This is a genomic window from Rhodococcus triatomae (assembly GCF_014217785.1).
In the GTDB taxonomy this organism is placed as follows: Bacteria; Actinomycetota; Actinomycetes; order Mycobacteriales; family Mycobacteriaceae; genus Rhodococcus_F; species Rhodococcus_F triatomae.
The window spans coordinates 195,494-210,142 of the sequence record NZ_CP048814.1; the positions used below are offsets into that span (position 1 = coordinate 195,494).

12 protein-coding genes are annotated in these 14,649 nt (G+C 70.4%); 8 read left to right on the forward strand and 4 right to left on the reverse strand.

What is annotated here, in order from left to right; genetic code table 11:
* Nucleotides 1–158 precede the first annotated feature (158 nt).
* From G4H71_RS00910 to G4H71_RS00920, 3 genes are all read left to right on the forward strand, one after another.
* Nucleotides 159–797 (forward strand): GNAT family N-acetyltransferase, encoded by a 639-nt coding sequence (locus G4H71_RS00910; protein ID WP_072737727.1) that lies wholly within the window; start codon nucleotides 159–161, stop codon nucleotides 795–797.
* Nucleotides 798–841: 44 nt separating this feature from the next.
* A complete protein-coding gene (locus G4H71_RS00915) occupies nucleotides 842–2,452 on the forward strand; it encodes a phytoene desaturase family protein (protein ID WP_072737726.1) in 1,611 nt (536 codons plus the stop codon).
* 128 nt (nucleotides 2,453–2,580) lie between these two features.
* Nucleotides 2,581–3,363, forward strand: coding sequence for an LppM family (lipo)protein (locus G4H71_RS00920; RefSeq protein ID WP_139183153.1), 783 nt, complete (start codon nucleotides 2,581–2,583; stop codon nucleotides 3,361–3,363).
* Nucleotides 3,364–3,390: 27 nt separating this feature from the next.
* Here the strand turns inward: G4H71_RS00920 and metF are convergent, their stop codons facing one another.
* Entirely contained in the window at nucleotides 3,391–4,404 is a 1,014-nt protein-coding gene (gene metF / locus G4H71_RS00925) for a methylenetetrahydrofolate reductase [NAD(P)H] (protein ID WP_072737725.1), read from the reverse strand.
* Between the two features lie 182 nt (nucleotides 4,405–4,586).
* Here metF and G4H71_RS00930 point away from each other — a divergent pair, with 182 nt between their 5' ends.
* The 4 genes from G4H71_RS00930 to G4H71_RS00945 all read left to right on the forward strand — a co-directional run bounded on the left by G4H71_RS00930 (nucleotide 4,587) and on the right by G4H71_RS00945 (nucleotide 10,050).
* Complete coding sequence (locus G4H71_RS00930; RefSeq protein WP_371842304.1) at nucleotides 4,587–5,684, forward strand: polyprenyl synthetase family protein; 1,098 nt, start codon at nucleotides 4,587–4,589, stop codon at nucleotides 5,682–5,684.
* A 7-nt stretch (nucleotides 5,685–5,691) separates the two neighbouring features.
* Entirely contained in the window at nucleotides 5,692–7,254 is a 1,563-nt protein-coding gene (gene crtI, locus G4H71_RS00935) for a phytoene desaturase family protein (RefSeq protein ID WP_072737724.1), read from the forward strand.
* 174 nt (nucleotides 7,255–7,428) lie between these two features.
* A complete protein-coding gene (locus G4H71_RS00940) occupies nucleotides 7,429–9,105 on the forward strand; it encodes an alpha-(1->6)-mannopyranosyltransferase A (RefSeq protein ID WP_083342868.1) in 1,677 nt (558 codons plus the stop codon).
* A gap of 6 nt (nucleotides 9,106–9,111) precedes the next feature.
* The gene (locus tag G4H71_RS00945; RefSeq protein WP_072737723.1) at nucleotides 9,112–10,050 is read left to right on the forward strand and encodes a phytoene/squalene synthase family protein; all 939 of its coding nucleotides are present in this window, start codon (nucleotides 9,112–9,114) and stop codon (nucleotides 10,048–10,050) included.
* Here the strand turns inward: G4H71_RS00945 and G4H71_RS00950 are convergent.
* A complete protein-coding gene (locus G4H71_RS00950) occupies nucleotides 10,019–10,387 on the reverse strand; it encodes an Rv2175c family DNA-binding protein (RefSeq protein ID WP_072737722.1) in 369 nt (122 codons plus the stop codon). The two genes, G4H71_RS00945 and G4H71_RS00950, sit on opposite strands and share 32 nt — an antisense overlap.
* Before the next feature lie 178 nt (nucleotides 10,388–10,565).
* On the opposite strand from G4H71_RS00950, the gene G4H71_RS00955 reads away from it, so the two are divergent.
* Complete coding sequence (locus tag G4H71_RS00955) at nucleotides 10,566–12,587, forward strand: Stk1 family PASTA domain-containing Ser/Thr kinase (RefSeq protein WP_072737721.1); 2,022 nt, start codon at nucleotides 10,566–10,568, stop codon at nucleotides 12,585–12,587.
* Nucleotides 12,588–12,633: 46 nt separating this feature from the next.
* On the opposite strand, the gene G4H71_RS00960 is transcribed toward G4H71_RS00955, so the two are convergent.
* Entirely contained in the window at nucleotides 12,634–14,019 is a 1,386-nt protein-coding gene (locus tag G4H71_RS00960) for a class II 3-deoxy-7-phosphoheptulonate synthase (RefSeq protein ID WP_072737846.1), read from the reverse strand.
* Between the two features lie 80 nt (nucleotides 14,020–14,099).
* Nucleotides 14,100–14,591, reverse strand: coding sequence for a polyadenylate-specific 3'-exoribonuclease AS (locus tag G4H71_RS00965; RefSeq protein WP_072737720.1), 492 nt, complete (start codon nucleotides 14,589–14,591; stop codon nucleotides 14,100–14,102).
* Nucleotides 14,592–14,649 lie beyond the last annotated feature (58 nt).

Here is a 14,649-nt window from a genome sequence, read left to right on the forward strand (position 1 = left end):
CACCTCCGGAAGCCCCGGGCAGCCGCCGGGAGCGATTCGGCTGGAACCCGAGCGCCCGGTGATGCCCGCTTCCCTCGGGCATCACCGGAGCACCGGTATCGAACACTCGTTCGACATATTCAATATAGCTGCACCCTCCGACACGACTCAAGAGAAAGGTGAGGACGGTCGCTACCAACGCTCACTCGACCCCCACCGCCGTCGAACTCTCCCCCGCTGAGTTCCGCAGCCATCTCGACGAGGCTCTGGCGGTGTACGTCGCGGCCATGGGCTATCCGCGCGGCACCGAGTTCCATCGCGCACCCATGTGGACCGAGCACATGCACCGCCCCGGGTGGCGATGCGTCGGTGCCTTCGATGTCGGAGCGAACCGCGGAACGGAGTCCGCACGGGAACTGGTGGGCGTCGCCTACGGCTACCACGGCGCACCCCGACAGTGGTGGTATCAGCAGGTCGGCACCGGATTGCGCCGGTCCGGGTGGAACCCGGGCCAGATTCACGGCCTGCTCGACGACTACTTCGAACTCACGGAGTTGCACGTGCGCCCCGACGCACAGGGGCAGCAGATCGGCGAGGCGCTGCTACGCCTGCTGCTGGCCGATCGTTCCGAAGGGGCCGTCCTGCTCTCGACCCCGGAGGTGAGCGGCGAGGACAACCGGGCGTGGCGGCTGTACCGCCGTTTCGGCTTCCAGGACGTCCTGCGCCACTTCCGCTTCACGGGCGACGCCCGCCCGTTCGCCGTACTGGGGCGCGGTCTCCCGCTGCCGGGGGCCGTCGACGACGCCGCACCCCGGTAGGCCCACCGCTTCCGCAGGGGTACCGCTTCGATACCGTGGGCCGTATGAGCGTGAGCCGCACGACCGACGTGGTGGTGATCGGCTCCGGACACAACGCACTGGTGGCGGCCTGCTATCTGGCCGAAGCCGGGCGTGACGTCACGGTGCTCGAACGCGACACCGTCGCCGGCGGCGCGGTCTCGACCGTCGAACGATTCCCCGGCCATCAGGTGGACCGTGGGTCGTCGGCGCACATCATGATCCGGCACACCGGCATCATCGAGGAACTCGATCTCGCCGCACACGGACTGCGCTACCTCGACTGTGACCCGTGGGCATTCGCCCCGAGCCCTCCCGGCGACGAGCGCCCGGGCATCGTCTTCCACCGCAGCCTCGACGCCACCTGCCGCTCCATCGAACAGTCCTGCGGTACCCGGGACGCGGACGCGTACCACCGCTTCGTCGACGTGTGGGGCCCACGGAGCGCACGGGTGATGCGCGCCTTCTCCGCCCCTCCGAGCGGCGGGCACCTGTTCGCCTCGTTCTGGGGGCTCGAGGCCGACGGGGGGAATCTCGATCTGTCCCGCCAATTCCTCGCCCCCGGTGACGCCCTCCTCGACGAGTACTTCGACGACGAGCGACTCAAGGCCGCGCTCGCCTGGTTCGGCGCCCAGTCCGGGCCGCCGATGTCCGAGCCGGGAACCGCCCCGATGGTGGGGTTCGCCGCACTCATGCACACCCTGCCGCCCGGTCGGGCCGTCGGCGGCAGCGGGGCACTGACGAGCGCACTGAGGGCGAAGCTCGCCGCCACACTCGGCCACGATGCCGTCACGCTCGGCGACGGAGCCGTCTCGATGCGCCCGGAGGGCAGCGGCTGGGTCGTGACGACCGAGTCCGGACGCCGGCTCCGCTCGCACGCCGTGGTGGCGGGCTGCCACGTGTTGACCACCCTCGAACTCCTCGAACGCGGCGGCTACTCCCGCGAGGTGCTCGACGGTTGGCGTCGCCGGATCCGGGTCGGGCCGGGAATCGGGATGGTGCTCAGGCTCGCCACCTCCGACCTTCCGCACTATCCGAGCGCGCCGACTCCCACGGATGCGACGACGGGCCTACAACTCCTGGTCGACGACCGAGCCCGACTACGGACCGCCCACGCCGCCGCGCTCGCCGGCGAACTCCCCCCTCGTCCGGCCGTGCTGGGTATGAGCTTCAGCGGAATCGACCCGACGATCAGCCCACCGGGTGAGCATCAGGTGACGTTGTGGTCGCAGTGGCATCCCCACCGGGTCGCGGGGCACCGGTCCTGGGCCGACCTCGGCGAATCCGAGGCCGATCGGATCGTCGCCGAGATGGATCGGTTCGCGCCGGGCTTCTCCGGATCGGTACGGCAGCGTCACGTACAGACCCCGGTGGAGATCGAACGGGAGATGGGGCTCATCGGCGGAAACGTCATGCACGTGGAGATGACGCTCGACCAGATGATGATGTGGCGGCCCGTCCCGGAACTCGCCGGGCAGCGCGTCCCCCACGCCCCGGGGCTCTACCTGACCGGCGCTTCGACCCATCCTGGCGGCGGCGTCTCCGGGGCCAGCGGGCGGAGCGCAGCACGCCTGGTCCTGGACGAGTCCCGGCTGTTGCGCCGGGCCTGGGGCCTGCTGCGCCGCCGGGGGCGCTGACCCGGGTCGGATGTCATCGCTGCCGGACTTCCCGAGCCGGGCGCGTCGAATGTCACCGGCCCGCAGCCGACACACTGCAGCCGACACACTGCCAGGGTTCCTCACGCGGCACCGATTCCCCTGGCACGATGACGATCGTGCACCTGTCATCCCTGCTGTCCCGGTCCGCCGGCCGTGCCCCGTCCGCGGAGACGAATGCGGCGTCCCGGTCCCGCGTCCGTCGCATCGTGTCGGTGGCGACTCTCGGTCTCCTGCTCGTACCCGTACTCACCGGGTGCCTGCGCGTCCAGGTGTCGATGGGTGTCTCCGCGGACGACCGGGTGTCCGGTCAGATCGTCGCGGCCGCGGTGCCCACGAGTGAGGACGACCTCGGACCGCAGCTGACCCCGCCGAGTTCACTCGCGGACAAGATCCGGGTACAGGAGTACCGGAAGGACGGATACGTCGGCAGCCAGGCATTCTTCTCGGATCTCACGTTCGGCGACGTCGGTCAGTTGGGGTCGATGTCGGAGCAGACCAGCGGCACCCTCCAGGTGTCCCTGCGTCGCAGCGGCGACCTGGTGTCCCTCGAGGCGCGGGCCGACCTGGAGAACGTCCCGAGTCAGGGCTCGGACGTCCAGTTCACGATCGCGTTCCCCACCCGCGTGGCCACCACGAACGGAAATCGCGAGGGCGATTCCATCGTCTCGTGGCGGCTCCCGCCCGGGGAGGTCAGCACGCTGCGCGCGCAGGTGCGCTATCCCGATCCCAGCACCAGGAGCTTCGCCGGGTGGGCGGGCATCGTCGGAGGAATCAGTCTCGGTGTGGCCGTCGTCGTCGGCGCCCTGGCCTGGATGGCCCGCAGCCGCGAACTCCGCGTCGGCAGTGGCCGGAGCCACGACGGCGGCGGCAACCACGACGCAGGAGACTGAGGCCGGCGCCGAACCCGCGAGCGAGCCTCAGCTCACCGCGCGCGCAGGAACCTCGGGCACCGACCCGGCCGGCACCGCCGAACCGATCTTGTCGCCCAGCCTCTCCAGGACCTCGGCGGTCGCCCGCGCGAAGTTGAGCGTGATGAAGTGCAGCCCCGGCGCTCCCTCGGCGACCAGCCGCTCGCACATCTCGGTGGCCATGTCGATGCCGATCTCGCGGACCGCGGCGCGGTTCTCCTCCGGGCCGTCGCCGGCAGCGTTCGCCAGCCGGCGCTCGAGATCCGGCGGCAGGCTCGAACCGGAGAGTTCCACCATCCGCCGGACCGAGCGCAGCGAGGTGATCGGCATGATCTCGGGAATGATCGGCTTCGCGCCCTCGATCGGGTCGAATGCGGCGACCCGATCGCGGAGCCGCAGGTACTGCTCGACGTCGAAGAACATCTGGGTGATCGAGTACTCAGCGCCCGCACGGAGCTTGGACACCAGGTACCTGGTGTCGTGGGCGAGGTCGGGGGCGCGATAGTGCCCTTCCGGGAACGACGCGACGCCGACGTGGAAGTCGCCGAGGTCGCGGACCAGCCGAACGAGATCCTCGGCGTACTCGACACCGTCGGGATGCTTGACCCACTCCCCGAGCGGATCGCCCGGTGGGTCACCCCGCAGGACCAGGATGTTGCTGATGCCGCGGTCGGCATAGGCGCCGACCATCGAACGCAGTTCGTCCACGCTGTGTGAGACCGCCGTGAGGTGCGCGACGGGAAGGAGGGTCGTCTCCTCGGCGAGATCACCGGTGACCCGGACCGTGCGATCGCGGGTGGATCCTCCGGCGCCGTAGGTCATCGACACGAAGGACGGGCCGAGCCGCTCGAACACCCGGACGGCGCGCCAGAGCCGAGCCTCGGCCGCCTCGTCCCGAGGCGGTGAGAACTCCACGGAGAACGGCACCCGGCCGCTGTCGCGTGTGCGCAGTCGGTCGATCACGGAGGGCGTGCTGGTGACCCATCCGTCGCTGGCCCGTCCCCTGACGGCATCGAAATTCACCCCTCCAGCATAGATTTACGGAGCCGGCACGGCGGAACTGCCTCGTTTTCCCGGGTTCCGGCCCACCCCGGAGCGCCCGGCCTCGCCGCACTATGGTGAAGGTGTTCACGGACCACGGTGTCGTCGTTCGCGCCCACACCGGTTCCATCCGGATCGCCCGTTCGGTCCGATCCCGCCCTCGAATCGCACCGGAGGCCACCCTGTCCGCAGCATCCAACCCGGTCGTGCCCCGGGTCGAGTCCACGCTCCGCGACTTCTTCGCCGGGCGAGCCGGGCTCGTCGACGAGATCGGCGGAGGGTACCGGGAGGCGGTCTCCACGCTCGAGCGCTTCGTCCTGCGTGGCGGAAAGCGGGTGCGTCCGTCCTTCGCCTGGACCGGATGGCTCGGCGCGGGCGGCGACCCGGACGCGCCCGAGGCCGACGCCGTGATGCGGGTGTGCTCCGCCCTCGAACTCGTCCAGGCGTGCGCCCTGGTCCACGACGACATCATCGACGCCTCCACCACCCGTCGGGGCCACCCGACCGTGCATGTCGCGTTCGCCGAGGAGCACCGCGCGGCGGGCTGGAGCGGCGATCCCGGTCGTTTCGGAGAGGCCGTCGCCATCCTGCTCGGCGACCTCGCCCTCGCCTGGGCCGACGACATGGTCCGCGAGTCCGGGATCGATCCCGCGGCCGCTGCCCGCATCGCCCCGGTGTGGTCCGGGATGCGCACGGAGGTTCTCGGCGGCCAGTTCCTCGACATCTGCAACGAGGCGAGCGCCGACGAGTCGGTGGAGGCGGCGATGCGGGTGAACCGGTTCAAGACCGCCGCATACACGATCGAACGCCCGCTACACCTCGGTGCCGCACTGGCCGGGGCGGACGAGACGATCGTCGGCGCCTATCGGCGTTTCGGTACCGACGTCGGAATCGCCTTCCAACTGCGCGACGACCTGCTCGGCGTGTTCGGCGACCCCGAGGTCACCGGCAAGCCGTCGGGCGACGACCTGCGCGCGGGCAAGCGCACCGTCCTGTTCGCGCTCGCTCTGGAGCGGGCCGATCGCGACGATCCCGCCGCCGCGGAGTTCCTGCGCTCGCGCATCGGCTCCGACCTGTCCGAGTCCGATGTCGACGAGGTACGCGAGATCATCGTCCGGGTCGGCGCCGTGTCCGAGGTCGAGCAGCGGATCACCGAGTTGGCGGCATCGGCACTCACCGCCCTCGAGGACAGCGGTGTCACCGACCGCGGCCGGGAGGCGCTCGCGGCGATGGCCACCACCGCCACCGAGCGGACGGCCTGATCGCACGATGAGTCCCCTTCGCCGAGTGTCCGGGCCCACCGACCACGTCGTGATCGTGGGCGCAGGCCTCGCCGGCCTGTCGGCCGCGCTGCACCTGCTCGGCAGTGGCCGGAAGGTCACCGTCGTCGAGGCGGAGTCCGCGCCGGGAGGCCGGGTCGGCACCTATCGAGGCCCGGGCTACGAGATCGACAACGGAGCGACGGTGCTGACCATGCCGGAACTGGTCGGAGATGCACTGGCCGCTGTCGGTGCCAGCGCGGTGGGCACCGTCCCCGCACTGGAGATCCAGCGCCTCTCCCCCGCGTATCACGCACGGTTCGCCGACGGGACGTCCCTCGACGTCCACTCCGACGCCGATCGGATGGTCGCCGAGGTCACGCGCCTGTGTGGGCCGGCCGAGGCCGAGCGTTACCTGCGTCTGCGGCGCTGGCTCGGCGAGATCTTCGACGCCGAGTTCGATCGGTTCATGGCATCGGACTTCGACTCCCCGCTCGACCTGGTCTCCTCGGCCGCTGCCCGGCGCGACCTCGCGACTCTCGTCCGGCTGGGTGGCTTCGGCCGGCTGGGCCGCCGCGTCGACGCCACCCTGGAGGACCCTCGCCTGCGCCGGATCTTCACGTTCCAGGCCCTCTACGCCGGCGTACCGCCCAGGTCGGCGCTCGGGGTCTACGGAGCGATCGCACACATGGACACCACGCTCGGGGTCTACTTTCCCCGCGGAGGTATGCGCACGGTGGCGCTGGCGATGGCGGATGCGTTCACACGGGCCGGTGGCACGATGCGGCTCGGCCACCGGGTGTCGTCCGTCACCCGGTCCGGCCCGCGCGCGAGCGCCGTCGTCCTCGACGACGGTTCCGAGCTCGACTGCGACGCCCTCGTACTCACTCCCGACGCGGCAGTGGTGGAGCACCTGCTGCCCGAGGCGAGGCGGCGGGTCCGCCCCCGCAGGTCCCCGTCCGCGGTGGTGCTGCACGGAACCGTACCGTCGTCGGTGGCGGCCCGGTGGCCCGCCCGCCGGCATCACACCATCGACTTCGGTGCCGCGTGGGAACAGACGTTCGCGGAGATCACGGCGCGACGCGGGCAGGGTGCCCTGATGAGCGACCCGTCCCTGCTGATCACGCGTCCCTCGGTGACCGATCCGGCACTGGCCGTGCGGCGCGACGACGATCCGGACACTCCCGCCGAGCCGCTCTCGGTGCTCGCCCCGTGCCCGAACCTGGACAGCGCCCCGCTCGACTGGCCGACGCTCGGCGGCCCCTACGCGAGTGAGATTCTCGCCACTCTGGAGGGCCGCGGATACACCGGCATCGCCGATGCGTTCCGCATCGATCGGATGGACACGCCGCACACCTGGCAGGAGCAGGGGATGGCCGCGGGCAGCCCGTTCGCCGATGCCCACATATTCCGACAAACCGGGCCTTTTCGCCGCTCGAACCTGGTGCGTGCGTTCGACAACGTCGTCCTCGCGGGGTCGAGTACGGTGCCGGGCGTGGGCGTCCCCAGTGTGCTGCTCTCCGGACGACTCGCCGCGGAGCGGATCGCCGGGACCCGGCAATCGTCGGGGTGACAGGGGGCGCGGACACCGCGCGGACGACACACGTGACGGAGTCCGCGGCCGGACCCACTAAACTGTGTCCGTTCCGTACCGAACGCAACGGCTCACAGCACCGACCACCCGTCACGTCGCCAGCCCACGACTTCGACGCCGACCACTCTGATCCCGGGGGAGGAATCTTCACTCATGGCGCCCTCAACCGGTGAAGTCACCGTGTCCGACGGCCTGCGACGCACCACCCGTTCGCTCGCGGACTTCCTGCGCAGTCCGGAGGGTCACGCGGCGCTGCTGGGTGTCGCCGGAGCGGCGATGATCACCTTCGGCGGGTTCGGCGCCGGGAGCGTGCGGCGACAGGATCCACTGCTCGAGGATCTCTACCTGTCCTGGCTGCGCTTCGGCCACGGCCAGATCCTCTCCACGGTGATCGTCTGGACCGGTGTGATCGCGATGATCGCGGCCTGGGTCCGTCTCGGCCGGGCCACCCTGGACGGGCGCGTGAGCCTGCGCAAGCTCGGGTGGATCGTGCCGGCGTGGACGGCTCCGCTCCTGCTGGCGGTGCCGATGTTCAGCCGGGACGCGTACTCCTACCTGGCCCAGGGCGCGTTGCTGCGGGACGGATTCGATCCGTACGCCGTCGGCCCCGTCGTGAGCCCCGGCATCCTGCTCGACAACGTCAGCAACGTCTGGACCACCACGACCGCGCCCTACGGGCCGCTGTTCCTGCTGCTCGGCCAGGGCATCACGACCGTGACCGGCGACGACGTCGTCGCCGGAACGATGCTGCTGCGCCTGACCATGCTTCCCGGACTGGCCCTGACGATGTGGGCCGTACCCCGCCTCGCCCGCCATCTCGGCGGGAACCCGGCGATAGCCCTGTGGCTCGCGGTCCTCAATCCCCTCGTACTGGTCCACCTGATCGGCGGCGTGCACAACGAGGCCCTCATGGTGGGTCTCATGTCGGCCGGCGTCGTGCTCGTCCTCGACCGCAGACACGTCGCGGGGATCTCGCTCGTCGCGGTCGCGGTGGCGATCAAGGCGACCGCGGGCGCAGCGCTGCCGTTCATGGTGTGGATCTGGATGATCCACGAACGTGAGCGCGCCGTGGCGGAAGGACGGACGCCTGCTTCCCCGATCGCGCTGTTCGCCAAGACCGCGGGCGCGGGCGTCGCCTTGTTCGTCGCGATCTTCGGGGCGGTGTCCTTCGCCGCGGGGGTCGGGCTGGGCTGGATGACCGCGCTGTCCGGTTCGGCGAAGATCATCAACTGGCTGTCGTTGCCGACGATCCTCGCTCACTTCGTCACCGTGGGCACCTCGTGGTTCGCCGACCTGCGTCTGGCGTCGGTGCTCGAGGTGACCCGGATGATCTGTGCGATCGCGCTGGTGGTGATCGTGGTCGCCGCGTGGTGGCGATTCCGCAAAACCGAGCGCGACGCCGTGCTCGGCATCCTCGTGGTGCTGGTGGCCATCGTGGTGCTCTCCCCCGCTGCCCTGCCCTGGTACTACTCGTGGCCGCTCGCGATCGCCGCCGGTTTCGCACTGTCGACCCGGACCCTGATGGTGCTGGTCGGGTTGTCCACCTGGCTCATGCTGGTCTTCCAGCCGGACGGATCGATCGGGCTCTACACCTTCCCGCACGTACTGGCGGCCACGTTCGCCGCGGTCGTGGCGGCACTCTCGCTCCGCACCGTCGATCCGCTGCGGCTGCGCGCGTCACGTCCCTCCGGGGACGAGCGGGGCGTCTCGGCGCCCACAGCGCCCACAGCGCCCACAGGGGCCGCGCACGACGAGTCGACGGATCGTTCGTCCACGGACGTGTCCGCCGCACCGGCGCCGTCCACACCGGCCCCGTCCAACTCCGTGTGACGAGCGGTGACCGAGCGCTCCCTCTCGTACGAGTACTGCCGCGAGGTCGCTGCCCGGCACGGCCGTAGCTACTACCTCGCGGCACGGCTGCTTCCCGCCGAACGTCGCCGGGCGATCCACGCGCTGTACGCGTTCGCGCGCCGAGTCGACGACCTCGTCGACGAGCACCCGACCGCCACCGACACGACCCGTCTGCGGCTGCTCACCGAGGTCGAGTCGGCGCTGCGGGCCGGCTTCGGCGGTTCGGGGAACACCCCGGCCGCACCGTCGACGCTCGCCCCCGTCCTGCCCGCGTTCTTCGATTCGGTGGAGCAGTTCGCCGTTCCCCACGGATACTTCACGGCATTCCTGGAGTCGATGCGGATGGATGTCCCCGGCGCGGACACGTTTCGTGCCTCGTACGCCTCGCTCGAGGAGCTACGGGAGTACATGTACGGCTCCGCGGTCGTCATCGGGCTGCAGTTGCTGCCCGTCCTGGGCACCGTCTGCCCCGCCGAGGACGCCGCGCCGTACGCCGCGCATCTGGGTGAGGCATTCCAGCTGACGAACTTTCTCCGGGACGTCGGGGAAGATCTCGACCGGGGTCGGGTGTACCTCCCCGAGGATGCCCTGGAGGCGTTCGGTGTGGACGCGGACCTGCTCCGCCACTGCCGGCGCACCGGGTCCGTCGACCCGCGGGTCCGGAGGGCACTCGCCCACCTCGTCGCCGTCACCCGCGACACCTACCGGAGGGCTGCCCCCGGCATCGATCTGCTCGACGCCAGGGTGCGCCCGGGGATCCGTACGGCCAGGTCGCTCTACGGGCGGATACTCGACGAGATCGAGAACTCCGGATACCGGGTGGCGAGCGAGCGGGTCGTCGTCCCGGGTTGGCGCCGCGTCGCGGTCGTCACCCCCGAACTGTTCTCCTGGCTCAGAAGGCCATCGCCTGTGCTCGCCGGATGACCTCACGTGCGCCGTCGCCGTGCAGGACGTCGACCGGGCGGCCGGACAGGCTGTCGTCCTCACGGAACAGCCAACCGAGGATCTCCTCGTCCTCGAACCCACCGTCGTGCAGGACCGCGAGCAGACCGGGAATCCACCGCAGGGTCTGTCCTTCGCCGTCGAAGAACGCCTCGGGGACCCCGAGCACCCCGTCGCGTTTGACCGCGACGAGCTGGTGGTCGCGCAGCATCTGTTGCACACGGGTCACCACGACACCCAGGTTCTTGGCCACGTCCGCCAACTGGAAGAGGGAGACCGAGGGGTCCAGGACGTCGTCGGAATAGGGAATCGCACTCACCTGGGTAACGTTATCGGGTCGCCGTCACGGTGGCGATACCGGTCGGTCCCGCTGGCTACCATTGGGTGGTTCGGCCGGGAGTGGATCGGGCTGCGCTCCTACACGGGGTGCTCGACACGGGCGCTCCCGACGAGGCCGGCTCCGAGAACGACAACGACAACGACGCAGAGGACGGGATGTGATCGGCGAACTGCTCGACCGCCGCTACCGGGTGGATGCTCCCATCGCTCGCGGAGGCATGTCGACCGTGTATCGGGGCATCGACACCCGGCTGGACCGGCCCGTGGCGATCAAGGTGATGGACGCGCAGTACGCGGCCGATCCGGCGTTCGTCGCACGGTTCGAGTTCGAGGCCCGCTCGGTCGCCCGTCTCAAGCACCCCGCTCTGGTGGCGGTGTACGACCAGGGCCACGATCTCGACCACGCGTTCCTGGTGATGGAGCTGGTGGAGGGTGGCACCCTGCGTGAGCTGCTGCGCGAGCGCGGCCCGATGCCCCCGCACGCGGTCAACGCGGTGGTTGCCCCGGTGCTCGACGCGCTCGCCGTGGCCCATCGAGCGGGGTTGGTGCACCGCGACGTCAAGCCGGAGAACATCCTCATCTCCGAGTCGGGCGAGGTGAAGATCGCCGACTTCGGCCTGGTGCGCGCCGCCGCGGCGGCGAGCACCACCTCGCACAGCGTCATCCTCGGCACGGCGGCGTACCTGTCGCCCGAACAGGTCACGACGGGGGTGGCCGAAGCACGCAGCGACGTGTACTCGGCGGGCATCCTGATGTTCGAGCTCCTCACCGGGCACACGCCCTTCCGCGGGGACACCTCCCTGTCCGTCGCCTACCAGCGCGTCAACCAGGACGTGCCGCGGCCCGGGTCCTTCATCGCCGGAGTACCGCTCGAGTTCGACGAACTCGTCGCCGAGGCGACCCATCGGGAGCCGACGCACCGGTTCGACGACGCGGGCGCGATGGCGGCCGCGCTGCGGGCAACGGCGACTGCCCTCGACCTCCCGGACTACCGGGTGCCCGCCCCGAGACGGCCGGTCCCGCCCGCGGCCGTCCCCTCGATCGGCGGAGACGGCGCGACCACGAACCTCGCGGCGAGTACCCAGGTCGTCACGGCCCCGCCGCGGCCGCACGACGAACACCCCCAGCCCACTCCACACCACACCCGCGTGGTCACCGCACTCACTCCACGCCCACCCGAATGGGGTGGAGGTCCGCCCGAGCCGCCGTACGACGACCCACACGACGGCCCCGACGACGGGGACTCCGGTGGGCCGCCACGTGGCCGCTTCGGCTACACCGACTTCGAGGCGGAGCGCAGGAAGTCGCGACGGTCGATGGCCCTGTGGCTGCTCGTCGTCGTCACGTTGGCTCTCGCCGTGGGCCTCGGTGGATGGTGGATGGGATCCGGCCGGTTCACCGCGGTGCCGTCACTCGACGGGCTGGATCCGCCCGGCGCCGTGGCCGCGGTCGAAGCAGCCGGTCTCCAAGGCGAGATCCGCGGGGAGTACTCCGATTCCGCTGCCGTCGACACCGTGCTCGGCACCGATCCCCCGCCGGGAGCACGGATCTCGCGGGACGGGACCGTGGCGGTGCTGGTCTCGCTCGGACGACCGTCGGTCCCGACCCTCCCCTCGGGCGGGGACAGGTCCCAGGTGGAACAGGGACTCCGGGAACGAACACTCGAGCCCGCCGAAGGCGGAGAGGTGTTCAGTGCCAGGATCCCGGTCGGCGGGGTCGCAGCCCTCGACCCGGCACCCGGCACCACGGTGCCCGTGGGCAGCCGGGTCGAACTCGTCTTCAGCAAGGGCGCGCCGCCGGTGGAGATCCCGGACGTCACGGGCCTGCCCGAGGACGAGGCGCGCGCCGCACTCGACGCGGTGGGCATCACCGTCACCCAGGTCCGCACCGAATTCGATCCCGAGGTGGCAGCGGGCCGGGCCAGTGCCACGGCGCCGGAGATCGGAAGCACCGTCGACGCCGGAACCGGCGTCACCCTGGTGGTCTCGGACGCCGTGCGGGTGCCGTCGATGCTCGGCCGTTCGGTGGGCTCCGCACGTGAGGAGCTCACCCGCCTCGGGCTCGACGTCCAGATACGTCAGGTCGCGGAGACGGATCGCTCACTCGTCGTGAGCCAGAGTCCCGGCGGCGGCGACTTGGTCCGCCCCGGCACCACGATCACGCTGGTCTCCGTCCCCTGATCGCCGTCCCTTTGATCGTCGTCCCTTGATCGGCACGGACGCGTACTCAGCCGCGGAGCATCTCCGCGACCAGGAAGGCCAGCTCGAGTGACTGCTGGGTGTTGAGCCGGGGGTCGCACGCGGTCTCGTACCGGCCAGAGAGGTCGATGTCCGAGATGTCCTGGGCCCCACCGAGGCATTCGGTGACGTTCTCGCCGGTCAGCTCCACGTGGATGCCGCCCGGATGGGTGCCGAGCCCGTGATGGACCTCGAAGAATCCCTGCACCTCGTCGACGATCCGATCGAAGTGGCGGGTCTTGTAGCCGGTCGACGCCTCGTGGGTGTTGCCGTGCATGGGATCGCACTGCCAGATGACCTGGTGCCCGGTGGCCTGGACCTTCTCCACGATGGCGGGCAGGAGGTCACGGACCTTGTTGTTACCCATCCGGGAGATGAGGGTGAGCCGTCCCGGCTTGTTCGTGGGATCGAGCCGCTCGACGTACTCCACCGCCATCTCCGGGGTGGTGCTCGGACCGATCTTCAGCCCGATCGGGTTGGCGACGAGCTCGGCGAAGGCGATGTGTGCGCCGTCCAGCTGACGGGTGCGGTCACCGATCCACAGGAAGTGGGCGGACAGGTCGTACAGCTTGGGGTGGTCGTCCTCGTTGTCGAGCCGCAGCATGGCGCGCTCGTAGTCCAGGACGAGGGCCTCGTGGCTGGCGAAGATCTGGGCCTGCTGCAGGCTCGGGTCGGTGACCCCGCAGGCGTTCATGAACTGCAGGCCCCGGTCGATCTCGCCGGCGAGCGCCTCGTACCTCGCGCCGGCCGGCGACGAGGACACGAATTCCCGGTTCCAGTCGTGCACCTTGTGCAGGTCTGCCATGCCCGAACCGGTGAGGGCTCGGACCAGGTTCATCGCGGCACTCGCGTTCGCGTACGCCCGGACCAGGCGGGACGGGTCGTGCTCGCGGACGGCCGGGTCGGCGACCAGGGAGTTCACCATGTCGCCGCGGTAGGACGGCAGGCCGAGCGCATCGACGTTCGACGACCGGGGCTTGGCGTACTGTCCCGCGATTCGCGCCACCTTCACCACCGGCAGGCTGGCACCGTAGGTGAGGACCACTGCCATCTGGAGCAGGGTCCGGATGTTGCCCTTGATGTGCGGTTCGGTGTTGTCGGCGAAGGTCTCGGCGCAGTCGCCGCCCTGCAGGAGGAAGGCCTCACCGCGGGCCACAGCGGCCAGCTCGGACTGCAGGCCTTCCACCTCGCGCGCGACAGTGATCGGGGGCACGGACTCGAGCACCGTGCGCATCGCCGCGGCCTGGTCCGCCGGCCATTGTGGCTGCTGGGCAGCGGGCTTGGCCAGGGCGGCATCGAGTCGCTCACGCAACTCGGCCGGCAGCGGCGGAAGTTCGGGCAAGCGGTCGATCGGCACGTCGACGGTCCAGTTCACGTCTCCAGGATATGCGGTCGCCCTCTGCGACGGCACGGCGGTCACCCTCGAAGGGGGAAGGCACCGACCTTCCTGCCTGGTCACCGGGTGCGCAGCGCGGCTTCGATCGCCTCGAACTTCACCAGGTTGTGGCGGGCATCGGCGAGCGCATCGTGCGCGTCGGCGGGTGCCGCGGGCAGCGCCGGACTGCCCGCCGCCTCCCAGTACTGCTTGAGTTCGCGGGTGAACCGGGGAAGCGAGCGCGGGAGTTCGGTCATCGGGCCCCACAGTTGACACAGAGCCACGTGATCGTAGGCCGCGACCCACGCCCACATCTCCGGCGTGATCGTCGGGCGCGGGACCAGGAATGCCAACAGGTCCTCCCGGATCCGCGCGCGGCTGCGCCACAGCGGCGACGACGGTGCGGGGAGCTTCGGCAGGACGTTGCGGCGCACCCACGGGCCCGCCCGCTCGGGGTCGAACTCGGTCGAGACCGCATAGAATTCACGTCCGTCTTCCGCGACCACCCCGATCGACACCAGGTCGATCGTGCGACCATCCTCGATGAACTCGCAGTCGTAGAAGTAACGCACGTCCGCAAACTATGCCTCGAGCACCGGACCCACCGCGATCCGGCCCGCCCGACACGTC

Excerpts from the sequence above, each read along its gene's own strand:
- G4H71_RS00915 (WP_072737726.1), top strand. The coding sequence starts at position 842 with ATGAGCGTGAGCCGCACGACCGACGTGGTGGTGATCGGCTCCGGACAC.
- G4H71_RS00920 (WP_139183153.1), top strand. The coding sequence starts at position 2,581 with ATGACGATCGTGCACCTGTCATCCCTGCTGTCCCGGTCCGCCGGCCGT.
- crtI (WP_072737724.1), top strand. The coding sequence starts at position 5,692 with ATGAGTCCCCTTCGCCGAGTGTCCGGGCCCACCGACCACGTCGTGATC.
- G4H71_RS00940 (WP_083342868.1), top strand. The coding sequence starts at position 7,429 with ATGGCGCCCTCAACCGGTGAAGTCACCGTGTCCGACGGCCTGCGACGC.